A 26,564-nucleotide genomic window follows, 5' to 3' on the forward strand; every position below is an offset into this window, starting at 1 on the left:
TAATTGCCCCAATCATTCAGCGGTTCCGAAGGTTTTTATTCGCCGAGCGCCAGTTGCACGAGATCGTCGACGTCCAGCTCGGCGATCGCCCTCTCCTCGTCGGCGTTGTCGATCCCGCCGATCTCCGGTTCGCCATCGCCACGGGCGACCAGCTTGACCAGGGCTTCCATCAATCCTGCTTCCCGGAACCGGGCCAGCGGGAGAGATACGAGTGCGTTCCGCAGTCGCTCCTCATCCACTTCCATCTCAATTGCGTCGTCGGCCGGCAGCAATTCCTGGTGCAGGTGGCGGGCGAGGACCTGCGGGGCCGGATAGTCGAAGACCAGCGTGGCCGGAAGCTTCAGACCGGTCGCCTCACGCAGCCGGTTGCGCAATTCCACCGACGTGAGCGAGTCGAAGCCGGCGTCCTTGAACGCCATGTCCGTCCGCACGCTCTCCGGACCGGCGTGTCCGAGCACGGCGGCCACCTGGGTCCGCACCAGGTCGAGGAGGACCTTCGCCTGGTCGGCGGCGGTCAGTGCGGCCAGCCGGTCGTACAGCTTGCGGCCCTCGTCGGCGGTGTCCGCCGCCTGTGCCTGCTGACGGCCCGCCCGGACCAGGCTGCGGAGCATGTGCGGTACGCCGCCACCGGCGGCCGCGTCGGCGCGCACCCCGCGCAGGTCCAGCTTGGCCGGCACCAGCAGCGACTGTGCGGACCCCAGAGCGGCTTCGAACAGCTCCATGCCCTCTGCAAGCGGCATCGCCTGCAGACCACCACGCCGGTTCATCCGGTTCCTGGTGAGGTCGTCGGTGTTGGCCGCCATGCCGGAGGTCTGGTCCCACAGGCCCCAGGCCAGCGACAGACCCGGCACACCTGCCGCCCTGCGGTGGGCCATCAGCCCGTCCAGGTAGGCGTTCGCCGCGGCGTAACTGCCACTGCCCGCGCCCATGAAGACGGCCGAGACGGAGGAGTAGACGACGAACGCGTCGAGGTCCAGGCCGCGGGTCAGCTCATCCAGGTGCCGTACCGCGTCCACCTTGGGCGCGAACACCCTCGCCAGCCGCTCCGGGGTCAGCGTTTCGATCACCCCGGCATCCAGCACACCGGCGGTGTGCACGACACCGGTCAGGCGGTGCTCGGCCGGCACCGATGCCAGCAGGGCCTCGACCTGGCCGCGGTCGGACACGTCACAGGCCACGACCGACACCGCAGCGCCCTGTTCGGTGAGTTCGGCGACCAGTTCCTGCACGCCTTCGGCCTCAGGACCCCGACGGCTGGCCAGCAGCAGCTGACGCACCCCGCGCCGGGAGACCAGATGCCGGGCCACGAGGCCACCCAACGACCCGGTGCCACCCGTGACCAGGACCGTTCCCTCCGGCCCGAACACCACGGGAGCATCCGGGGCCTCGTCGCCCGCCCGGACGAGCCGGGGGGCGGAGAGGACCGTCCCACGGACCGCGACCTGCGGCTCCCCGCCGGCCAGCACCGCACCGAGCACCAGCTCCGCGGCGCCTTCGGCAGCGGGGTCGGTGTCCAACAGGACGATCCGGTCGGGGTTCTCGCCCTGGGCGGCACGCACCAGGCCCCACACCGCCGACCCGGCCGGGTCGGTCACCGCGCCGTCGCCGGCGGGAACCGCGCCCCGGGTCACGACCACCAGCCGCGACTCCTCCAGCCCGGACCCGGCCAGCCACGCCTGGACGACCTCCAGCACCCGGGAGGTCAGATCCAGCACCGCACCCTCGCCGGTACCACCGACGGCCTCGAGGACCGCCACCGCCGGGGCATCTGCGCTCCCGGCGAAAGCCGCCACATCGTCGGCATCGGCCACCGGCAGCCACGACGGCGACAGCCCGGCACCCTGGGCCTGGGACAGCTCGGTCCACTCCACCCGGAACAGCGAGTCGGTACGCGCCGTGCCCCCCGCGGTCTCCCACTGCGCGGCGGAGACCGGACGGGACACCAGCGAGTCCAGCGTCAGGACCAGGCCGCCGGTCTCGTCGGCAGCCTCGACCGCCAGGGCGTCCGGCCCGAAGGGCGCCAGCCGTACCCGCAGGGCCGAGGCGCCCGCGGCGTGCAGCAGCAGCCCGTTCCAGTCGAGCGGCTGCAGCTGTCCGTCCGCCTCCGCGGCGTCGGGCGTCCCTGCGTGCAGGGCCGCGTCCAGCAGCGCGGGGTGGATGCCGAACCTGCCGGCGTCCTTGCGCTGCCCCTCGGGCAGGGCGACCTCGGCGAAGACCTCGTCGCCGCGCCGCCAGACCGCCCGTACGCCCTGGAACGCCGGACCGTAGCCGTAGCCGCGCTCGCCCAAGCCGGAGTAGAAGTCCCCGACCTCGACCGGCTGCGCGCCGGCCGGCGGCCAGGCGGCAAAGTCGAACCCGGTGCCACTGCCGCCCGTCCGAGCCGATGCCGACAGCACACCGGTGGCGTGCCGCGTCCACACGCCCTCACCGGCAGCGTCCTCGCGCTGGGAGTAGATCTCCACGGTCCGCGATGCGTTCTCACCCGGTCCTCCGACGGCGACCTGGACGCGGACTCCGCCGTGCTCGGGCACCACCAGCGGTGCCTCGATGACGAGTTCGTCCAGGACCCCGCAGCCCGCCTCGTCGCCGGCCCGCACCGCGAGCTCCACCATGCCGGTGCCCGGAAGGAGCACCACGCCGGCGATCGTGTGATCGGCCAGCCAGGGCTGCGACTTCAGCGACAGCCGCGAAGTGAAGACAAGCCCGTCCGACTGCGGCAGCTGCACCACCGCGCCCAGCAGCGGGTGATCGGCCGTCGTCTGGCCCAGCGACGCAGCGTCCGTGGCCGACCCGGCCGTCTGGAGCCAGTAGTGCTGGTGGTCGAAGGCGTACGTCGGCAGGTCCACGCGCCGGGACGGCGCCGTCTGCGGCAGCACACCGCTCCAATCGACGGCCACGCCGCGTACGAACAGCTCGGCCATCGAGGCCAGCAGCCGTCGCGGGCCACCGTCCTCGCGGCGCAGCGACCCGGTCACCACCGCATCGGTGTCCGTGCCGTCGACGATCTCGCTGACCGGCTGGACCAGCACCGGGTGGGCACTGACCTCCACGAACACCCCGTGCCCCTGGTCGAGCAGGTCGGCCACGGCCGGGCCGAAGCCCACCTGGCCGCGCAGGTTCCGGTACCAGTAGTCGCCGTCCAGGACCCCGGCGTCCACCACCCAGCCGCCGGCGACGGTGGAGTAGAACGGCACCGTCGGGGCCTGGGCGTCGATCCCGGCCAGGGTTTCGGCGAGGGTGTCGCGGATGGCTTCCACGTGCCGGGTGTGCGAGGCGTAGTCCACCGCGACCCGACGCACCCGCACGCCCTCGCCCGTCAGCGCTTCCAGTGCCTCGTCCAGTGCCTCGGCGTCACCGGCGATCACCACCGACGACGGGCCGTTGACCGCGGCCACCTCGACCCGATCCGCCCACGGCTCAATCCGTACGAGCGCCTCGTCCGCGCTCAGCGCGACCGAAGCCATACCACCGCGCCCCGCAAGCTCCTTGGCAATCGCCTGGCTGCGCAGCGTCACCACACGGGCCGCGTCCTCCAGCGAGAGCGCACCCGCCACGCAAGCCGCGGCGATCTCGCCCTGCGAGTGGCCGAGCACCGCATCGGGCTTGACCCCGACCGACTCCCACACCGCCGCCAGGCCCACCATCACGGCGAAGCTCGCCGGCTGCAGGACGTCCACCCGCTCGATGAGCTCAGGGTCGCCTTCGCCGCGCAGTACGTCGATCAGCGACCAGTCGATCCACGGCTCCAGCGCGGCAGCACACTCAGCGATCCGCTCCGCGAACACCGGGGAAGAGTCCAGGAGTTCACGGCCCATACCCGCCCACTGCGAGCCCTGACCCGGGAACACCCACACGACCTTGCCCGAAGCAGTCGCACTCCCGGACACCACACCGGCCGCATCCTCACCGCGCGCCAGCGCCTGCAGCCCGGTCAGCGCCTCATCGGCCGAACCCGCGACCACCACCGCACGCTCACCGAAGACCGTACGGCCCGACACCAACGCCCCGGCCACATCCGCCGTCGACACCCCATCGGCGCCCTCGACGAACGCCGCCAGCCGACCCGCCTGGCCCGCAAGCGAACCGGCGCTCCGCGCCGACACCACGAGCGGCACCACACCGGCGGGCGCCGGCGCTTGCGCGACGGTCTCGGCCGTCTCCGCGGGCGCCTCCTCCAGGATCAGGTGCGCATTCGTCCCGCTGATGCCGAACGAGGACACACCGACCCGACGCGGATGACCGTTGCGCGGCCACTCCCGCGACTCCGTCAGCAGCTCGATGGCACCAGCAGACCAGTCCACCTGATGTGAAGGCTCGTGCACGTGCAGCGTGGGCGGCATGACGCCGTGGCGCAGCGCCTGCACCATCTTGATCACGCCGGCCACACCGGCAGCCGCCTGCGTATGACCGATGTTGGACTTCAACGAGCCCAGCCACAGCGGCTGCTCCGGGTCCCGGTCCCGCCCGTACGTCGCCAGGAGCGCCTGCGCCTCGATCGGGTCACCCAGGGCCGTTCCCGTGCCGTGGCCCTCCACGACGTCCACGTCGGACGCGGTGAGTCCGGCGCTGGCCAGGGCCTTGCGGATCACCCGCTGCTGCGAGGGACCGTTCGGCGCGGTCAGACCGTTCGACGCACCGTCCTGGTTGACCGCACTGCCGCGCAGCACCGCCAGCACCCGGTGCCCGCGCTCACGCGCCACCGACAGCCGCTCGAGCACCACCAGGCCGACGCCCTCGGACAGCACCGTGCCGTCCGCGCCGTCCGCGTACGCCTTGCACCGGCCGTCGGCGGCCATGCCCCGCTGGCGCGACATGCCGAGGATTCCGATCGGCGATCCCATCACGGCGACACCGCCGGCGAGCGCCATGGAGCACTCGCCCTGGCGCAGTGCCTGCGCGGCCAGGTGCATCGCCACCAGGGACGAGGAGCAGGCCGTGTCCACCGTGACCGCGGGGCCCTCGAAACCGAAGGCGTACGACACGCGGCCCGAGGCCACACTGCCCGCCGTGGCGGTCGTGACGAAGCCTTCGAGCTCCGCGGGCATGTTCGTCAGGGACTCGACGTAGTCGTGGATGGAGACACCGGAGAAGACGCCGATGTTGCTGCCCTGTGCCGTGCTCGGGTCGATGCCCGCCCGCTCCAGCGCCTCCCAGGAGGCCTCCAGCAGCAGCCGCTGCTGCGGGTCCATCGCCAGCGCCTCGTTGGGCGAGATGCCGAAGAACGCGGCGTCGAACTGCGCGGCCTCGTGCAGGAATCCGCCCTGGCCGGCGGACGAGGTGCCCGTACGGTCGGAGTCCGGGTCGTGCAGACCGTCCAGGTCCCAGCCGCGGTCGTCGGGGAACGACGACATGCCCTCACGGCCCTCGGCCACCAGCTGCCACAGGCCGTCGGGGTCCGCGACACCGCCCGGCAGCCGGCACGCCATCCCGACGATCGCGATCGGCTCGTCCGGATCCGCGACGACGGCCGCAGCCGAGGCAGGGGTGCCGGCCGCCGCGTCGCCGAGCTCCTCGCGCAGGTGGCGGGCGAGCGCGACCGGGGTGGGGTAGTCGAAGATCAGCGTGGCGGGCAGCTTCACGCCGGTCGCCGCGCTCAGCCGGTTCCGCAGCTCGACCGCGGTCAGCGAGTCGAACCCGATGTCGCTGAACCCGCGGGTGCCCTGCGCCAGTTCGGGGCCGCTGAAGCCGAGTACGTTGCCCGACTCGGCCTGGACGACGGTCAGCAGGATGCTCTCCTGCTCGGCGGGCGACAGCCCGGCGAGCCTGCGGACCAGTCCGCTGCTGTCCCCGGCAGCCGCCCGCGCCACGCGCCGGCTCGCGCGAACCAGGCCGCGCAGGAGATGCGGGACTCCCCCGCCGGCTGCGGCCTGGCTTCGCATGGCCTTCAGGTCCAGCTTGATCGGCACCAGCAGCGCCTGGTCCGTGTGCAGGCCGACGTCAAGGATGTGCAGGCCCTCGGCCGGCGTCATCGCCAGCACGCCGCCACGGCTCATACGGGCCTGGTCGACGGCGCTGAGGTGAGCGGTCAGGCCGTTGCTCTGCTCCCACAGGCCCCAGGCCAGCGACAGTGCGGGCAGGCCCGCCGCCCGACGGCCGGCCATCAGCCCGTCGAGGAAGGCGTTCGCCGCCGCGTAGTTGCCCTGGCCTGCCGACCCCATGAGCGAGGCGGCGGACGAGAACACGATGAACGCGTCGAGGTCCAGGCCGCGGGTCAGCTCATCCAGGTGCCGTACCGCGTCCACCTTGGGCGCGAACACCGTCGCGAGCCGCTCCGGGGTCAGCGTCGCGATCACGCCGTCGTCCAGCACACCGGCCATGTGCACGACACCGGTCAGGCGGTGCTCGGCCGGCACCGAAGCCAGCAGGGCCTCGACCTGGCCGCGGTCGGACACGTCACAGGCCGCCACCGACACCGCAGCGCCCAGCTCGGTGAGCTCGGCGACCAGCTCCTGCACACCCTCGGCAGCCGGACCCCGACGGCCGGCCAGCAGCAGGTGCCGCACCCCGTGCCGGGTGACCAGGTGCCGGGCCACCAGACCGCCCAGGGCGCCGGTGCCACCCGTGACCAGGACGGTCCCTTCGGCCCCGAACACCGCGGGCTCGTCCGGGACCTCGCCGCCGGCCCGGACGAGCCGGGGGACGCAGAGGGCCGTTCCGCGCACCGCGACCTGCGGTTCGCCGCTGGCCAGCACCGCGCCCAGCACGGCTCCGGCTCCGTCGCCGGAGGCCGGGTCGGTGTCGATCAGAATGATCCGGTCGGGGTTCTCGGCCTGCGCGGCGCGCACCAGACCCCACACGGCCGATCCGGCCGGGTCGGTCACCGTACCGTCGCCGGCGGGGACGGCGCCCCGGGTCACCACGACCAGGCTCGACTCCTCCAGCCCGGTCCCGGCCAGCCACGCCTGGACGACCTCCAGCACCCGGGAGGTCGACTCCAGTACCGCGTCCTCGCCGTCGGCGCCGGCCACGGCCTGCAGGACCGCCACCGCCGGGACGGCGGCGCTCCCGGCCAGAGCCACGACGTCGTCGGCGCCGGAAACGGCCACCCACGACGGCGCCGGCTCCCCACCCTGAGCCGCAGACAGCTCGGTCCACTCCACCCCGAACAGCGAGTCGCGGCTCTCGTCGCCTGCCGCGGCGCCCAACTGGTCGGTGGATACGGGCAGGGACACCAGCGAGTCCATCGTCAGGACCAGGTCGCCGGTCTCGTCGGCGGCCTGGAACGACAGCGCGTCCGGCCCGCACGGGGCGACCCTCACCCGCAGTGCCGAGGCACCCACGGCATGCAGCACCAGCCCGTTCCACGCGAACGGCAGCACCTGGCGGTCGTCGTCCGGGTTGGCGAACGCGTTCGTGTGGAGGGCCGCATCCAGCAGCGCCGGGTGCATGCCGAACTTGCCGGCTTCCTCCCGCTGCTCCTCGGGCAGGACGGCCTCCGCGAAGACCTCGTCACCGCGCCGCCACACCGCCCGCAGGCCCTGGAACGCCGGACCGTACGCGTAGCCGCGCTCGAGCAGGTCGGTGTAGAAGGTCCCGACCTCGACCGGCTCGGCGCCCGGGGGCGGCCACGCGGCGAAGTCGTATTCCTGTCCCGTTCCCCGTTTCACCGACGACGCCGACGACGCCGCCAGGAGCCCAGTGGCGTGCCGCGTCCATTCGTTCGCGCCGCCGTCGCCGGCGGCGTCCTCGCGCTGCGAGTACACGTCCACCGTGCGCGAGCCGGTTTCGCCCGGTCCGCCGACCGCGACCTGCAACCGCACGCCGCCCTGCTCGGGGAGCACCAGCGGTGACTCGATCACGAGTTCTTCCAGGACGCCGTAGCCGAACTCGTCGCCGGCCCGGACCGCGAGGTCGACGTACATCGTGCCGGGGATGATCACCACGCCGCCGATCGCGTGACCGGCCAGCCAGGGGTGCGTCCGCAGCGAGAGCCGCGAGGTGAAGACCAGTCCGTCGGACTGCGGCAGCTGCACCACCGCGCCCAGCAGCGGGTGATCGGCCCCGGTCAGTCCCAGCGAGGCCGCGTCCGTGGCCGACCCGCCCATCTGGATCCAGTAGTGCTGGTGGTCGAAGGCGTACGTCGGCAGGTCGATGCGGGCGGAGGCGGCTCCGGCGGGCAGCACCTCGGCCCAGTCCACGGCCACACCGCGGACGAACAGCTCGGCCAGCGAGGCGAACAGCCGGCGCAGGCCACCGTCCTCGCGGCGCAGCGAGCCGGTCACCACCACGTCGGTGTCGGTGTCGGCCTTGTCGATGGTCTCGGTGATCGGCTGGACCAGCACCGGGTGGGCGCTGACCTCGACGAACACGCCGTGGCCCTGCGTGAGCAGGTCGGCCACGGCCGGGCCGAAGCCCACCTGTCCGCGCAGATTGCGGTACCAGTACGCGCCGTCCAGGACGTCGGCGTCCTCCACCCACGTGCCCGTGACGGTGGAGTAGAACGGCACCGTCGGGGCCTGCGCGGTGACACCGGCCAGTGCTTCGGCCAGCGTCTCGCGGATGGCCTCCACGTGCCGGGTGTGGGACGCGTAGTCCACGGCCACCCGGCGTATCCGGACGCCCTGGTCGTCGAGTGCGTCCAGCGCCTCGTCCAGCGCCTCGGCGTCACCCGCGATCACCACGGAGGTCGGGCCGTTGACGGCGGCCACCTCGACCCGGTCCGCCCACGGCTCCAGCCGCGCGACGGCCTCGTCCACGTTCAGCGCGACGGAAGCCATACCGCCGCGCCCGGCCAGGTCCTTGGCAATCGCCTGGCTGCGCAGCGCCACGACGCGCGCCGCGTCCTCCAGCGAGAGCGCACCCGCGACACACGCCGCGGCTATCTCACCCTGCGAGTGACCGAGCACCGCGTCCGGCTCCACACCCACCGACGACCACACCGCGGCCAGGCCCACCATCACGGCGAAGCTGGCCGGCTGCACCACATCGACCCGCTGCAGGAGCTCGGGCTCGGTCTCGCCGCGCAGCACGTCCAGCAGCGACCAGTCCACCCACCGCTCCAGCGCGGCAGCGCACTGCGCGATCCGCTCGGCGAACACCGGCGAGGAGTCGAGGAGTTCACGGCCCATGCCCACCCACTGGGAGCCCTGGCCGGGGAAGACCCAGACGACCTTGCCGGGCGTGCCCGCACCGGTCACCAGACCGGGCGCGCTCTCACCGCGCGCCAGCGCCTGCAGACCGGCCAGCGCCTCGTCGGCGGAGTCGGCCACGACCACCGCACGCTCGCCCAGCACCGCGCGGCCCGACACCAGTGCTCGGGCCACGTCCGCCAGCGGCACCTCGTCGGCGCCGTCGAGGTATTCCGCGAGCTGCCCGGCCTGGGCCGCCAGCGAGCCTGCGGTCCCCGCCGACACCACGAGCGGCACCGCACCGGCAGGCCGGGCCTCGTCCGTGACGGGCTCCGCGGCCTCCTGCGGCGCCTCCTCCAGGATCATGTGCGCGTTCGTGCCGCTGGCCCCGAACGCGGAAACACCGGCGCGGCGCGGGTGGCCGTTCTGCGGCCACTCCCGCGCCTCGGTCAGCAGCTCGACCGCGCCCGCGGACCAGTCCACCTGCGGGGTGGGCGCGTCCACGTGCAGGGTGGCCGGGAGCGTACGGTGCCGCAGCGCCTGGACCATGTTGATCACGGCGGCCACGCCGGACGCCGCCTGCGTGTGCCCGATGACGGACTTGACCGAGCCGAGCCACAGCGGCTGTTCCGGGTCGCGGCCCTGCCCGTACGTGGCCAGCAGCGCCTGCGCCTCGATCGGGTCGCCCAGCACCGTGCCCGTGCCGTGGCCCTCCACCGCGTCCACGTCGGACGGGGAGAGCCCGGCGCTGTCGAGCGCCTTGCGGATCACCCGCTGCTGCGAGGGACCGTTCGGCGCGGTCAGGCCGTTGGACGCACCGTCCTGGTTCACGGCACTGCCGCGGATCACGGCCAGTACCTGGTGCCCGCGCTCCTGCGCCACCGAGAGCCGCTCCAGCAGCACCACGCCCACGCCCTCGGCCCAGCCGGAGCCGTCGGCGCCGGCGGCGTAGGACTTGCAGCGCCCGTCGAAGGCGAGTGCGCGCTGACGCGAGAACCCGACGAACCCGCCCGGCGTCGCCATGACCGTCGAGCCGCCCGCGAGCGCCATGGAGCACTCGCCCCGGCGCAGCGCCTGTGCGGCGAGGTGGATCGCGACCAGCGAGGAGGAGCACATGGTGTCGACCGTCACCGCGGGGCCCTCGAGCCCGAGGGTGTAGGCGACCCGCCCGGAGGCGACGCCGCCCGCCGTGCCCAGCGCGCGCTCCAGGCTGAGGTAGCCCTCGAAGCCGCTGAGGTCGGGCGCGTAGTCCTGGTGCACGATTCCGGCGAAGACGCCGATGTCGCTGCCGCGTACCGAGTGGGGGTCGATGCCGGCCCGCTCGAAGGTCTCCCAGGACACCTCGAGCAGCTGTCGCTGCTGGGGGTCCATCGCCAGGGCCTCACGCGGCGAGATGCCGAAGAACCCGGCGTCGAACTGCGCCGCGTCGCGCAGGAAGGCGCCTTCGCGCACGTACGTCGTACCGGGGTTGTCGGGGTCCGGGTGGTAGAGGCCCTCCACGTCCCAGCCGCGGTCCTCGGGGAACGTGCTGTACACGTCGGCGCCCTCGGACACCACCCGCCAGAAGTCCTCCGGCCCGCGGATCCCGCCGGCGTACCGGCAGGCCATGGACACGATCGCGATGGGCTCCGCGGCTGCCGCGACGAGTGTGCTGTTCTCCTGCTGAAGCCGGGCGTTCTCCTTCAGCGAGGCACGCAGTGCCTCGACGACCTGCTGGTCGGGCGCCGACATATCCATCCTCCACGATTCGTTCACAGGCGATCAGCTCGTCTTGCCCAGGGCCCGCTGCACCAGATCGGCAACGTCCATGGCGTCGATCAGTTCCACGTCGGCGGCGGCCGCCGACGGCTCCACTTCCGGCGCGTCCGCGTCCGCGTCCGTGTCGGCCTCGGCGAGGCCGAGGAGGGTGTCCAGTACCCCGGCTTCCTTGAACCGGGCGAACGGCACGGACGCCAGGACCTGCCTGAGCTCGTCCTCCCGCTCGTCCGGGCCGTCGTCGGTCTCCCGGAGAAGTTCGGAGCGCAGGTATCCGACCAGCGCCTCCGGGGTGGGGTAGTCGAAAATCAGGGTTGCGGGCAGGCGCAGTCCGGTGGCCGCGTTCAGGCTGTTGCGGAGGTTGACGGCGGCCAGCGAGTCGAAGCCGACCTCCTGGAACGCCTGGCGCGGGCCGATGCCCTCCGCGCCGGTGTGGCCGAGGACCGTCGAGGCGTGGCCACGGACCAGCCGGAGCAGGATGCGGTCCTGCTCGGTGTCCGAGACCGCCCGCAGGGAGTCCGCGAGGGACGTGGCGGCGTCGCTGTTCTCGCCGTCGCCCTGCAGGGCCTGGAGGGCCTTCTTCGCCTCGGGCAGGTCGGCGAACAGGGGGCTGGTGCGGACCGAGGTGAACGCGGGGATGAAGGCCCCCCAGTCCATGTCGGCCACGGCCACGAACTTCTCGTTGCCCTGTACCGCCTGCACCATCGCGGTGACCGCGAGCCCGGGGGCCACGGGAAGGACGCCGCGGCGCCTGAGCTGGGCGAGGGCGGCCTCGTCCATGCCCACGCCGATCTGGTCGAGGGCTCCCCAGGCGATCGACGTCGCCCTCAGCCCACGGGCGCGGCGCCACTCGATCAGGGCGTCGAGGACGGCGTTGGCCGCTCCGGACGGACCCTGGCCGCCGCCGCCCCACACGCCCGCGATCGAGGAGAAGACGACGAACGCGTCGAGCGGAGCGTCCTCGAACAGCTCGTCCAGCCACACCGCGGTGTCCACCTTGGCCGCGAACACCCCGGCGAGGTCCTGCACCCCGGTGTCGTCGATGGAGCTGGTCTGCGTCACGTCGGCGGCGTGCACCACGGCCGTGACCGGCTGCTCGGCGGCCGCCTGGGAGACCAGCTGCGCGATCGCGTCCCGGTCGGAGTCCTCGCACGACTCCACCGTGGTGGCGACGCCCAGTCCGGCCAGTTCGGCCCGCAGGTCCGACACGCTCCCGCCGGATGCCTGCGCGGTCGTGGTGACGACGAGCCGGTCGACGCCGGCCTGCGCGAGCCACACCGCGACGTGCTTGCCGAGTCCCTCGGCGCCGCCGGTCACCAGGACCGTGCCCCGGGGCTGCCAGCCGGCGTCGCCGGTGGACTCCGGGACGGGCTTGCGCACCAGGCGCCGGGTGTACACACCCGATCGCCGGACCGCGAGCTGGTCCTCGTCGGCAGCGGAGTTCAGCACTCCGAGCAGGTACCGGGCCGTACGCGGGTCGCTCACGGCAGGCAGGTCGACCAGACCGCCCCACCGGTCGAGGCGTTCCAGCGCGGCGGCGCGGCCGAGGCCCCACAGCGACGCCTGCACCGGTGAGGTGAGGGTGTCGTGGATGCCGATGTTCACCGCGCCCTTGGTCAGGCACCACAGCGGCTGGGTGGCGTTGTTGTCGCCGAGGGCCTGGATCAGCGCGAGCGTCGACGCCGTGACCGCGGTCGGGTCCTGCAGACCGCTGCCCGTCCGCTCGTCCAGGGCCAGCAGGGACAGCACGCCGGTCAGGTCGTGTTCGGCCAGGACGCCGGTCAGCCGCTTGGCGAGCCCCTCCCGCGTACGGTCGGGCTCACCGATCTCCAGCAGGACGGTGCCGAGTCCGAGACCGGCCAGCTCCTCCAGGAGGGCGTCGGTCGCGCTGCCGTCAGGACGTGCGGACGGTACGACGACCAGCCAGCGGCCACCGGGTACGCCGGCGGCTTCGCGCTCGAGCGGCTGCCAGGTGACGTGGTAGCGCAGCTTCTCCGCCGTCGACCGCTCGCGGCGCTTGCCCCGCCATTCCGCCAGTACGGGGACGACGGTGTCCAGGGCGCTGCGCTGGTCGGTCGACACCATCTCCAGCAGCTCGCCGAGGGAGTCCAGATCGGCCCGCTCGATCGCGGCCCAGAAGTCGGAGTCCGCGCCTTCGGCCGCATCGCCGGCGGCGCCGGCGGCCGCTTCCGCCTCCTGGAGCCAGTAGTGCTGGTGCTCGAAGGCGTACGTCGGCAGGTCCACGCGTACGGACCCGGCCCCGGCGGGCAGCAGACCGCTCCAGTCCACGGCCACACCGCGGACGAACAGCTCGGCCATCGAGGCCAGCAGCCGTCGCAGGCCGCCGTCCTCGCGGCGCAGCGAACCCGCCACGACCGCATCGGTCCCGGTGTCGTCAGCGGTCTCGGTGATCGGCTGGACCAGCACCGGGTGGGCGCTGACCTCCACGAACACCCCGTGGCCCTGACCCATCAGGTCGGCCACGGCCGGGCCGAAGCCGACCTGGCCGCGCAGGTTGCGGTACCAGTACGCGCCGTCGAGGACGCCGGCGTCCGCCACCCAACCGCCGGTCGCGGTGGAGTAGAACGGCACCTTCGGGGCCTGCGCGTCGATCCCGGCCAGGGCTTCGGCGAGCGTGTCGCGAACGTCCTCCACGTGCCGGGTGTGCGAGGCGTAGTCCACCGCGACCCGACGCACCCGGACACCCTGACCCGCCAGCGCTTCCAGTACCTCGTCCAGCGCCTCGGCGTCGCCGGCGATCACCACGGAGGTCGGGCCGTTGACCGCGGCCACCTCGACCCGGTCCGCCCACGGCTCCAGCCACGCAACCGCCGCGTCCGCGCTCAGCGCGACCGAGGCCATACCGCCGCGGCCCGCCAGCTCCTTCGCGATGACCTGGCTGCGCAGTGCCACCACGCGTGCCGCATCGTCGAGGGACAGGGCCCCCGCGACGCAGGCAGCGGCGATCTCGCCCTGGGAGTGGCCGAGCACGGCGTCCGGCTCCACTCCTGCGGAGCTCCACACGGCCGCCAGGCCCACCATCACGGCGAAGCTGGCCGGCTGCAGGACGTCGACCCGTTCCATGAGCTCGGGCTCGGTCTCGCCGCGCAGCACCTCGGTCAGCGACCAGTCGATCCACGGCTCCAGCGCGGCAGCGCACTGCGCGATCCGCTCCGCGAACACCGGCGAGGAGTCGAGCAGTTCCCGGCCCATGCCCGCCCACTGCGAGCCCTGACCGGGGAACACCCACACGAGCTTGCCCGGCTTGCCCGAACCGGCACTGCCGGACACCACACCGGGCGCGCTCTCGCCCCGAGCCAGCGCCTGCAGTCCTGCCAGCGCCTCCTCGTCCGAGCCGGCCACCACGACCGCACGCTCGCCCAGCACCGCGCGGCCCGAGACCAGCGCCCCGGCCACTCCTGCCAGGGACCCCTCATCGGCGCCCTCGACGAACGCCGCCAGCCGCCCGGCCTGACCGGCCAGGGAACCGGCGCTCCGCGCCGACACCACCAGCGGCACCACACCTGCAGGCGCGAGCCGCTCCTGCGTCTCTTCCGCGGGCGCTTCCTCCAGGATGAGGTGCGCATTCGTCCCGCTGGCCCCGAACGAGGAGACCGCGGCCCGGCGCGGATGGCCGTTGCGGGTCCATTCCCGGGCCTCGGTCAGCAGCTCCACCGCACCCGCGGACCAGTCCACCTGAGGCGTGGGCTCGTCCACATGGAGCGTGGCGGGCATGACGCCGTGCTGCATGGCCATGACCATCTTGATCACACCGGCCACACCGGCGGCCGCCTGCGCATGGCCGATGTTCGACTTCAACGAGCCCAGCCACAGCGGCTGCTGCGGATCCCGGTCCCGCCCGTACGTGGCGAGCAGTGCCTGCGCCTCGATCGGGTCGCCCAGGGCCGTACCGGTCCCGTGCGCCTCGACGACGTCGACGTCCGCCGGAGTGAGCCCCGCCGTGTCCAGCGCCCTGCGGATCACCCGCTGCTGCGAGGGACCGTTCGGCGCGGTCAGGCCGTTGGACGCACCGTCCTGGTTGACGGCGCTGCCGCGCAGCACCGCCAGCACCCGGTGCCCGCGCTCACGCGCCACCGACAGCCGCTCCAATACGACCACGCCGACGCCCTCGGCCCAGCCGGTTCCGTCCGCCGCCGAGGAGAACGCCTTGCACCGGCCGTCGGCGGACAGGCCGCGCTGCCGCGAGAACTCCATGAAGGCGTCCGGACTGGCCATGACCGTCGCGCCGCCGGCGAGCGCCATCGAGCACTCGCCCTGCCGCAGCGACTGTGCGGCCAGGTGGATGGCCACGAGCGACGAGGAACACGCCGTGTCCACCGTGACCGCGGGACCCTCGAAGCCGAACACGTACGACACGCGGCCCGAGGCCACACTCGCCGCCGTACCGGTCATGAGGTAGCCCTGGACGTCCTCGGGCACCTGGTGGAGCCGGGTCACGTAGTCGTGGTGGACGATTCCGGTGAAGACGCCGATGTCACTGCCCTTGGCGGACTGCGGGTCGATGCCCGCCCGCTCCAGCGCCTCCCAGGAGGTCTCCAGCAGCAGGCGCTGCTGCGGGTCCATCGCCAGGGCCTCACGCGGGGAGATCCCGAAGAGGCCGGCGTCGAACTGCGCGGCCTCGTGGAGGAATCCGCCCGAGCGGGTGTAGCTGGTACCCGGGTGGGCCGGGTCCGGGTGGTAGAGCCCCTCGAGGTCCCAGCCGCGGTCGAGCGGGAAGCCGGACACCGCGTCCCGCTGCTCCACCACGAGCTTCCACAGCTCCTCGGGGCTGTCCGCCCCGCCCGGCAGCCGGCTGCTCATGGCGACGATCGCGATCGGCTCGTCGGAGACGGCGGCCGCCGTGGCCGGGGTGGGCACCGCTGCCTGCTCACCGAGCAGTTCGCCGCGCAGGTGGGCCGCGAGCAGGGTGAGCGTCGGATAGTCGAAGACGAGCGTGCTGGGCAGGTCCACCCCGGTGGAGTCGCGCAGGCGGTTGCAGAGTTTGACCGCGCTGAGGGAGTCGAATCCGAGGCTCTTGAAGGACTGCTCCTCGTCGAACCCGTCCGACGCGCGGTGGCCGAGCACGAACGCGGTGCTCTGCTGGACCAGGTCCATCACCGCACGCTGCTGCTCCGCGGCCGACAGCCCGGCCAGCCGGCTCGCGAGCGCATCGCCGGCCCCTTCGCTCCGCGACACCACGCGCCGCGTGAGGGCTCCGGAAGGCGTGTGCGCTTCGGCGGCGCAGGCGCCCCGCTCGGCCTTCGTCAGCGGCTGCTCGGCGCCGTCTCCGGGCAGGGTGCCCAGGGTCAACGGGCCGAGGACCGCCACCGGTTCGCCGGCCGGGTCCGCGAGCTCCAGCAGGTGGCCGCCGTCCGGCGCCGGCGTGATCCGCAGCCGCAGCGAGGCGGCGCCTTCCGCGTACACGGCCAAGCCGGCGCAGCCGGACAGGTCCGCGGTGGTACGGGCGTCCAGGACGCGCAGTGCGGCGTCGAGGAGCACCGGGTGCAGGGTGAACTCGGCGGCTTCGTCGGTCAGTTCGTCCGGGAGAGCGATCTCCGCGTAGGTCTGCCCGTCGTGCTGCCACGCACGGTGCGCCCCCGGGAGGAGTGCGTCACCGTCCGCCGGCAGCGGCCAGTCCCGCAGGTCGAACGCCGACTGCGGCATTCCGGGGACCAGTACGGCGCGTGCATGGCACGTCCAGGGACCTTGTTCCGGGTCGAGGGTCCGGCCGTGGACGGCGGCCCGGCGGCGCCCGTCGGGGCCCGGGCCGTCCACCGACACCCGCACCTGGGTGTGGCCGTGCTCCGGCACCGTCAAAGGCGCCTCGACGACGACCTGTTCGAGGCTTCCGCAGCCCACCTCGTTGCCGGCCCTGACGATCATCTCCAGGAGCGCGGCGGCCGGAACCCTGGTGGCGCCGTCGTTCTCCGTCGCGCCGGGGAGCCAGCCGCGGCTTCGCGGCGACAGCCGCCCGGTCAGTACGAGACCGGTCCCGCCGCCGTCGCCCGGCATCTCGACGACGGCGGAGAGCAGCGGGTGCCCGGCGCCGGCGGTGCCGAGCGCCTCGGCGCCGCCCTTCGCGGTCTCGTCGGCTTCGACCCAGTACCGCTGGTGCTGGAACGCGTACGTGGGCAGCTCGGCCCCGGCCGCCGTGGCGGGCCGCCCGAGGACGGCCGCCCAGTCCACGGCCACACCGCGTACGTGCAGTTCCGCGAGGGCGGTCAGGACGCCGGCGGGCTCCGCGCCGTCCTTGCGCAGGGTGGCGATGCAGCTCTGTTCGCGGCCGCCGAGCGAGCCGAGCGCCATCGCGGCGAGGATCCCTCCGGGGCCCAGTTCGAGGAACGTCGTCGCTCCGAGGTCGCTCAGCGCGACGACGGCATCGCTGAACCGCACCGCGTTCCGCGCCTCGTCGACCCAGTACTCGGGGGTGCAGAGCTGCCCGTCCCGGACGGGTTCGCCGGTCAGGGTGGAGACGACGGGAAGAGCGCCCGGCCCGTACGACAGGCCCTCCAGGACCGTGCGGAACTCGTCGAGCACGGGCTCCATGAGCGGGGAGTGGAAGGCGTGGCTGACCGGCAGCCTGCGCGTCTTGTGGCCGCGGCCGGCCAGTTCGTCGGCGACGGCGAGCACGGCGTCCTCGGCGCCGGAGAGCACGAGCGAGTCGGGGCTGTTCACCGCCGCGACGCAGACCACACCGCGGGCCCGGGCCAGCAGGGGGGCGACGTCGGCCTCGGTCGCCTGGACGGCGACCATCGCACCGCCTTCGGGCAGGGACTGCATCAACCGGCCGCGCGCGGCGATCAGTCGGCCCGCTTCGGCCAGTCCCAGCACTCCGGAGACGTGCGCGGCCGTGATCTCTCCGATCGAGTGGCCTGCGACGAGATCCGGTCGCACCCCCCAGGACTCGAAGAGCCGGAACAGCGCGGTCTCCAGGGCGAACAGGGCGCCCTGCGTGTACATGGTCTGGTCGAGCAGTTCGCTGTCGGGCGATCCCGGCGCGGCGAACACCACGTCGCGCAGCGGGCGCGCCGCGTGCTCGTCCAGGTGCTCTTCCACGGCGGCGCAGGCGGCGGCGAAGGCCTCGCGGAAGACCGGGTAGGTCTGCGCGAGTTCGCGGCCCATGCCGGCCCACTGGCTGCCCTGACCGGTGAAGAGGACGGCCAGTTTGCCCGTGGTGGGGGTGCCGGAGACGACGGCGGGGCTCGCTTCACCACGCCCGAAGGCGCTCAGGTCGGCAGAGAGCCGCTCCCTGTCGGACGCCAGGACGACAGCACGGTGGTCGAGTTGGGCACGCGTGGTGGCGAGCGCGTGGGCGGCGTCGGTCAAGCGTACGTCGGGCCGGGCGTCGAAGAACCGGGCGAGCCGGTCGGCCTGGCCGCGCAGCCCGGCCGGCGTCCGCGCCGAGACGGGCACCGGTACCAGGACGCCGGCCGGCTCCGGTCCGGGCTCCGGCGCGGGAGCCGGCGGCTGATCGGGGGCCTCTTCGATGACGACGTGCGCGTTGGTGCCGCCGATGCCGAAGGAGGACACGCCGGCCCGGCGGGGCCGGCCGCTGCGCGGCCAGTCGCGGGCCTCGGTCAGCAGTTCCACGGCGCCCGCGGACCAGTCGACGTGGGACGAGGGACGGTCCACGTGCAGTGTCCTGGGGAGGACGCCGTGCCGCATGGCCATGACCATCTTGATCACGCCTGCGACGCCTGCCGCCCCCTGGGTGTGCCCGATGTTCGACTTCACGGACCCGAGCCACAGCGGCCGGTCGGCCTCCCGGTCCTGGCCGTAGGTCGCCAGGAGCGCGTCCGCCTCGATCGGGTCGCCGAGCGTCGTACCCGTGCCGTGCGCCTCCACGGCGTCCACGTCCGAGGTGCCGAGACCGGCATGGGCCAGGGCCTTGCGGATCACCCGCTGCTGCGCCGGACCGTTCGGGGCCGTCAGACCGTTCGAGGCGCCGTCCTGGTTCACCGCGGACCCGCGGACCACGGCCAGTACCTGGTGGCCCCGGCGACGGGCGTCCGACAGCCGCTCCACGAGCAGCAGCCCCGCGCCCTCGGACCAGCCGGTGCCGTCCGCGCCGTCGGCGAACGCCTTGCACCGGCCGTCGGGGGCCAGTCCGCGCTGCCGGGAGAACTCGACGAAGGTCTCCACGGTGCCCATCACCATCACGCCGCCGGCCAGCGCCATGGAGCACTCGCCGCGGTTCAGTGCCTGCGCCGCGAGGTGCAGTGCCACCAGGGAGGAGGAGCACGCCGTGTCGACCGTGAGGGCGGGGCCCTCGAAGCCGAAGTGGTAGGCGATACGGCCGGAGGTGACGCTGCCCGAGCCGCCGGTGAGGCGGAATCCCTCGACACCGGACGCCTGGTGCATCCGCACGCTGTAGTCGTGGCTGTTGACCCCGACGAAGACGCCGACGTCCTCCCCGGCCAGCGTGGTCGGGTCGATCGCGGCCCGTTCGAAGGCCTCCCACGACGTCTCGAGCAGCAGTCGCTGCTGCGGGTCCATCGCCAGCGCCTCGTTCGGCGAGATGCCGAAGAACGCGGCGTCGAACCCGGCGGCGTCGTCGAGGAACGCGCCGTGGCGCACGTAAGTGGTGCCGGCGTGGTCGGGATCGGCGTTGAAGACCCGCTCGGTGTCCCAGCCGCGGTCGCCGGGGAACTCGGTGACGACGTCGACCCCGTCGGCCACGACCCGCCACAGGTCCTCCGGGCTGTGCACCCCGGCCGGGAAGCGGCAGGCCATCGCCACGATCGCGATCGGCTCGTCGGTCGTCCCGGCGGGCGCCGCGGGCTCGGCCGGACGGTGCGACGTACCGCCGAAGAGCTTGGTGCGCAGGCGCTCGGCGAGCGCCGTCGGCTTCGGATAGTCGAAGATCATCGCCGGGGAGAGGGTCAGCCCGGTCGCGGCGGCCAGCCGGTTCCGCAGCTCCACCGCGGTCAGCGAGTCGAATCCGGCTTCCTTGAAGGTCCTGGTCGCATGGACGGCCTCGGCAGTGGTGTGTCCGAGCACCTCGGCGGCGTGCCGCCGGACCAGTTCGAGCAGCGCCCCGGTCTGCTCGGCATCGCCCAGAGCGGCGAGGCGCTCCTTCAGCGACTCGGGCCCGGACGGAGCGGCGGCCCGGGCCACCGGTCGCGGCGACGGGGCCAGGCCCCGCAGCAGCGGCGGGACCGGAGCCTCGGCCGCGGCCGCCCGCAGGGCGGACACGTCGAACTTCGCCGCCACCAGCGTGTCGGCGGTGCCCGCGCCGCCGGCCAGGGCGGCGTCCAGCAGGGCCATTCCCTCGCTCGCGGAGAGCCCGCTCATGCCGATGCGCCGGTTGCGGCGCAGGTCTGCGGCGCCCAGGTGCTCGGTCATGCCGCTGACCGTCGCCCAGTAGCCCCAGGCGAGGGAGACGGCCGGCAGACCGAGGCCGCGGCGCCGGTGCGCCAGCGCGTCCAGGTAGGCGTTGGCTGCGGCGTAGTTGGCCTGCCCGGGGTTGCCCAGTACGCCCGCCGCCGAGGAGAACAGCACGAACGCGGCGAGGTCCAGGTCCCGGGTGAGCTCGTGCAGGTGCAGCGCCGCGTCCGCCTTGGGCCGCAGTACGGTGTCGACCCGCTCCGGGGTCAGCTCGGTGAGGACCCCGTCGTCCAGGACACCGGCGGAGTGCACGACGGCGGTGAGCGGGTGCTCGGCCGGTATCGCCCGCAGGAGGGCCTCGAGCTGGGCCCGGTCCGCCGTGTCGCAGGCGGCGATGGTGACGGACGCCCCCATCGCGGTCAGCTCGTCGTGGAGCTCCGGGGCATGGCCGCGGCGGCCGGCCAGGACCAGGTGACGGATGCCGTACGCGGTGACCAGGTGCCGTGCGGTCATCGCACCCAGCGTCCCGGTGCCGCCGGTGATCAGTACGGTGCCCTCGGTGTCCAGCGGCCGCGGGTGCGGCCCGGCTTCGGACGGCGACCGGTCCTGCGCGACGGGCACGCGGACCAGCCGGGGGGCCTCCGCCACGCCCTCCCGCACCCTCAGCTGCGGTTCGCCGCTCAGTACGACGGCCGCCAGAGCGGACCGGGAGACGTCGTCGAGGTCCGCCAGGACGATCCGGTCCGGGTGCTCCGACTGCGCCGAGCGGACCAGACCCCACACCGCGGCCGCGTCGGGTTCGGCGCAGTCCCCGGTGACCACGGCCAGCCGGGTTTCCGCCAGGGCGGGTTCCGCGAGCCAGGCCTGGAGTACGGCCAGCGCCGCGTTGACCGACGCGCGGGGGTCGGCCGCCGCGCTCACGGCCTCGGCCTCGTACAGCAGGACGTCGGGAACCGACGTGGCCGAGCCGGCCGAGGCGGCGACGTCCTCGCCGGTCGCGACGGTCACGATGTCGAGGGAGCGGTCCTGGGCGGGAAGCGCGCACTCCGTCCACTCGACGCGGAACAGGGCGTCGTGCGGCAACGCGCCGACGATCCCCGCCTGTTCGGGGGAGAACGGAGTTGCGCGTACCGCCTCGACGGTCATGACGGGCTGCCCCGTGGGGTCGGTCAGCCGCAGACCGGTTCCCTCGGTCGACGTCCCGCCCGAGCGCACCTGCAGAGCGGCGGCGCCGGAAGCCAGCAGGGACACCCCGGTCCACACGGACGGGAGCATGCCGTCGGGGACGACCGTACGGACGGCGGCGTCCAGCAGCGCGGGGTGCACCCCGTAACGGCCCGCGTCGCGGAGAGCGTGGCCGTCCAGGGCGACTTCGGTGACGGGCCCGTCGTTCGTCGGAGCCACGGTGGCGCCGGCGGGAGCCAGCGCGCCGTGCGCGTGCCGCGTCCACTGCGCGTCCAGCGGGGCGTCCGCGGCGCGGGAGAAGATCTCCACCGACCGCCGTCCCGCCCCATCGGGCTCGCCGACCATGGCCTGGATGCTGCGGCTGCCCCGCTGCGGCAGCACCACCGGCACATCGACGGTCAGTACGTCGAGGACGGGAGCGTCGGCCAGGTCGCCGAGCCGGATGGACAACTCGACCAGGGCGGCGTTCGGCACCACGACGGCATCGGACACCTGGTGGTCCACGAGCCAGGGCTGCGACCGGAGCGACCAGCTCGACGTGGCCATGAGGCCGACCGAGTTCGGCATGCCGACGACCGCGCCCAGCAGCGGGTGACCGGCCCCGGCGAGTCCCAGGGAGGCGGCGTCGGTCGCGGAAGCGGCCGCCTCGAGCCAGTAGTGCTCGTGCTCGAAGGCGTACGTCGGCAGGTCGATGCGGGCGGAGGTGGCCCCGGCCGGCAGGACTCCGCTCCAGTCCACGGCCACACCGCGGACGAACAGCTCGGCCATCGAGGCGAGCAGCCGTCGCGGGCCACCGTCCTCGCGGCGCAGCGACCCGGTCACCACCGCATCGGCGTGGCCGGCATCGACGGCCTCGGTGATCGGCTGGACCAGTACGGGATGGGCGCTGACCTCGACGAACACCTTGTGGCCCTGCGCCAGCAGCTCGGCCACGGCCGGGCCGAAGCCCACCTGGCCGCGCAGGTTCCGGTACCAGTACGCGCCGTCGAGGACGTCGGCGTCCTGCACCCACGTGCCCGTAACGGTGGAGTAGAACGGCACCTTCGGGGCCTGCGCGGTGATCCCGGCCAGCGTTTCGGCGAGGGTGTCGCGGATCGCTTCGACGTGCCGGGTGTGCGAGGCGTAGTCCACCGCGACCCGACGCACCCGGACGCCCGCACCGGACAGCGCTTCCAGCGCCTCGTCCAACGCCTCGGCATCACCCGCGATCACCACGGAGGACGGCCCGTTGACCGCGGCCACCTCGACCCGGTCCGCCCACGGCTCAATCCGTACGAGCGCCTCGTCCGCGCTCAGCGCCACCGAAGCCATACCGCCACGGCCCGCCAGGTCCTCGGCAATCGCCTGGCTGCGCAGCGCCACGACGCGCGCCGCATCCTCCAGCGACAGCGCACCCGCCACACACGCCGCGGCTATCTCACCCTGCGAGTGACCGAGCACCGCGTCCGGCTCCACACCCACCGACGACCACACGGCGGCCAGAGCGACCATCACCGCGAAGCTCGCCGGCTGCAGGACGTCGACCCGGTTCAGGAACTCGGGCTCGGTCTCGCCGCGCAGCACCTCGGTCAGCGACCAGTCGATCCACGGCTCCAGCGCGGCAGCGCACTCGGCAATCCGCTCCGCGAAGACGGGCGAGGAGTCGAGGAGTTCACGGCCCATGCCCACCCACTGGGAGCCCTGCCCGGGGAAGACCCACACGACCTTGCCGGGCGTGCCCGAACCGGTCACCAGACCGGGCGCGCTCTCACCGCGCGCCAGCGCCTGCAGACCGGCCAGCGCCTCCTCGTCCGAGCCGGCCACCACGACCGCACGCTCGCCCAGCACCGCGCGGCCCGACACCAGCGCCCCGGCCACCTCCGCCAGGGACACCTCATCGGCGCCCTCGACGAATGCCGCGAGCCGCCCGGCCTGGCCCTCAAGCGCACGGGGGCTCCGTGCCGACACCACCAACGGCACCACACCCGCAGGCGCGAGCCGCTCCTGCGTCTCTTCCGCGGGCGCTTCCTCCAGGATCAGGTGCGCGTTCGTGCCGCTCACACCGAACGAGGACACACCGGCGCGGCGCGGCCGGCCGCTGCGCGGCCACTCCCGCGCCTCGGTCAGCAGCTCCACCGCACCCGCGGACCAGTCGACCTGGGGGGTGGGCGCATCCACGTGCAGGGTCGCCGGCAGCACCCCGTGCCGCAGTGCCTGCACCATCTTGATCACACCGGCCACGCCCGCAGCGGCCTGCGTGTGACCGATGTTCGACTTCAACGAGCCCAGCCACAGCGGCTGCTCCGCGCCCCGGCCCTGTCCGTACGTGGCCAGCAGTGCCTGCGCCTCGATCGGGTCGCCCAGGGCCGTACCGGTCCCGTGCGCCTCCACCGCGTCCACATCCGCCGAGACCAGTCCGGCGGCGGCCAGCGCCTTGCGGATCACCCGCTGCTGCGACAGCCCGTTCGGCGCCGTCAGACCGTTCGAGGCGCCGTCCTGGTTGACCGCACTGCCGCGCAGCACCGCCAGCACCCGGTGCCCGCGCTCCCGCGCCACCGACAGCCGCTCCAATACGACCACGCCGACGCCCTCGGCCCAGCCGGTTCCGTCGGCCGACGAGGAGAACGCCTTGCACCGGCCGTCGGCGGCAAGGGCCCGCTGCCGGGAGAACTCCACGAAGTGGTCGGGGGTCGCCATGACCGAAACGCCGCCGGCGAGCGCCATCGAGCACTCGCCCTGCCGCAGCGCCTGCGCGGCCAGGTGCATCGCCACCAGCGAGGACGAGCACGCCGTGTCCACCGTGACCGCCGGCCCCTCGAGGCCGAGCACGTACGACACGCGGCCCGACGCGACACTCGTCGCCGAGCCCGTGGTAGCGAAGCCTTCCAGCTCCGGTGCCACCGCGGCGGCGCCGGTCCCGTATCCCTGGCCGAACAGCCCGGAGAACACGCCGACGTCGGCGCCCTTCAGCGAGACCGGGTCGATGCCCGCCCGCTCCAGCGCCTCCCACGAAGCCTCCAGCAGCAGCCGCTGCTGCGGGTCCATCGCCAGCGCCTCACGCGGCGAGATCCCGAAGAACCCCGCGTCGAACAGCCCCGCCTCGTGCAGGAAACCGCCCTGATCCGTGTACGAGGTACCCGCACGCTCGGGGTCCGGGTCGAACAGGCCCTCCAGGTCCCAGCCGCGGTCCTCGGGGAAGGACGACAGGGCGTCCCGGCCCTCGGACACCAGGCGCCACAGGTCTTCCGGCCCCGCCACGCCACCCGGCAGACGGCAGGCCATGCCCACGATCGCGAGCGGTTCGTCGGGGTCGGCGGCCATGAGCGACTCGGTCGCCGGCCCGGTGATCCCGAGGACCTCGGCCCGTATGCAGCCTGCCAGCGCCACCGGAGTGGGGTGGTCGAAGACGGCGGTGGTGGGCAGCGGCAGCCCGGTGCTCTCCACCAGCCGGTTGCGCAAGGCGACGATGGCCATCGAGGTGAAGCCCAGGTCGCGGAAAGCACGGTCGGACGGGATGGAATCCGGTCCCGGCTTCTGCAGCACGACGGCGGCCTGTGTACGGACCAGGTCCTCCAGCAGTGCCAGCTGCGCGCGCTCGTCCAGACCGGACAGCCGCTCACGCAGGGCGGCCGCGACGGTCGCGTCGGGGCTGCTGCCCAGCAGTGCGTCGCGGTGGCCGATCGCCTCGTACCGCAGCCGGCTCGGCTGATCGGCCAGCAGGCGGCGCTTGATCTTGCCCGATGCGGTCCGGGGGATGGCGTCGACCTCGTGGACCTGCTCCGGCACCTTGTAGGCGGAGAGCTGCTCGCGGCACCGGTCGATGACCGTCGCGGTGTCGAAGCCGGAGGGGCCGGGGACCACGTACGCGACCGGAACCTCCCCGAGCGTCTCGTGCGGTACGCCGGCCACCGCCGCGTCGGCGACGCCCTCGACGGTGCGCAGGACCGCCTCGATCTCCTCGGGGTGGATGTTCTCCCCGCCGCGGATGACGAGCTCCTTGATCCGGCCGCAGATGGTGAAGTAGCCGGCCTCGTCACGCCGGGCCAGGTCTCCGGTCCGGTACCAGCCGTCCTGCATCGCCGCGGCGGTCGCCTCCGGGCTGTTGTGGTAGCCGACCATGACGTTCGGTCCGCTGACCCACACCTCACCCTCCTGCCCGACGGGTACGTCGAGCCCGGTGGTGGGGTGGACGATGCGGACGCCGACGCCCGGCACGGGCAGGCCGCAGGAGCCGTCGACCCGGGCGCCGTCCGGCGGGTTGATGGTGATGGCCCCGCACGTCTCGGTGCTGCCGTAGGCGTCGACCAGCGGGACGCCGAAGATCTCCTCGAAGTCGCGGCGCAGCCGGGATCCGGTGACCGCTCCGCCGACCAGGCCGATCCGCAGGTCGGGTGCGGAGAAACCGTTCTGCTGGGCGGCCGTCACCAGGTGGTGGTACGTGGTGGGGACACCGGCCAGGAACGTCGAATCGTCCTCGCGCAGTGCCCTGATCACGTCCTCGGCGGAACTGCCGTCCATGATCCGGGCGGTGGCGCCGACCACGGTGACGGACAGGACGCACGCGATGTGCGAGAGGCTGTGGAACAGCGGGAGGGGCCAGAGCACCCGGTCCTGGTCCGTCAGTCCCGGAATCGGCACGTAGCAAGAGGCCACGGACCACAGGCAGTTGCGCTGCGTCGACAGGACGCCCTTGGGCCGGCCGGTCGTCCCGGAGGTGTAGAACATCCAGGCCACATCGTCGAGGCCGAGGTCGTCCCTGGCGGGCACGGCCGGCTCGCGGACGGCGAGTTCGTCGTACGAGTGGGCTCCCGTCCCCGCCGGGACGTCGCCGGTCACCAGCAGCGTGATGTCGGACGCCACGGCAGGTGAGCGGCGAAACCTCTCCGCCTGAACGGAATCGGTGATGACCACCGTGGCCCCGCTGTCGGACAGCAGGTACTCCAGCTCGGCAAGGGCCGAGGCCGGGTTGAGCGGCACCCCGACGCCGCCGACGCGGACGATCGCGAGGTAACTCTCCACGGTGGAAACCGAGTTGCCGAGGCAGATGGCCACCCGGTCCCCGCGCCGGACACCCAGGTCCGCCAGATGTCCGGCGAGCCGGCGCGTGCGCGCCTCCAGTTCGCCGTAGGTGACCGCCCGTCGGTCGTCCTGGAAGGCCACCTTGCGGGGGAAACGGGTCGCGTTCTCCAGGAGTGCGACAGGAAGTGGCTTGACGAGATCGGTGCGCACTGTGCCGCAGGTCCTTTCGGA

2 protein-coding genes are annotated in these 26,564 nt (G+C 73.4%); both read right to left on the reverse strand.

Annotated elements, in window-relative coordinates; genetic code table 11:
- Window positions 1-35: 35 nt before the first annotated feature.
- Window positions 36-10,823 carry a type I polyketide synthase gene (locus tag OG299_RS11465; RefSeq protein WP_442817505.1) on the reverse strand — a complete coding sequence of 3,596 codons (10,788 nt, stop codon included), beginning with the start codon at window positions 10,821-10,823 and terminating at the stop codon, window positions 36-38.
- Between the two features lie 6 nt (window positions 10,824-10,829).
- Entirely contained in the window at window positions 10,830-26,543 is a 15,714-nt protein-coding gene (locus OG299_RS11470) for a type I polyketide synthase (protein WP_327361439.1), read from the reverse strand.
- Between the last annotated feature and the right edge of the window lie 21 nt (window positions 26,544-26,564).

Source organism: Streptomyces sp. NBC_01296, assembly GCF_035984415.1.
Classification (GTDB): Bacteria; Actinomycetota; Actinomycetes; order Streptomycetales; family Streptomycetaceae; genus Streptomyces.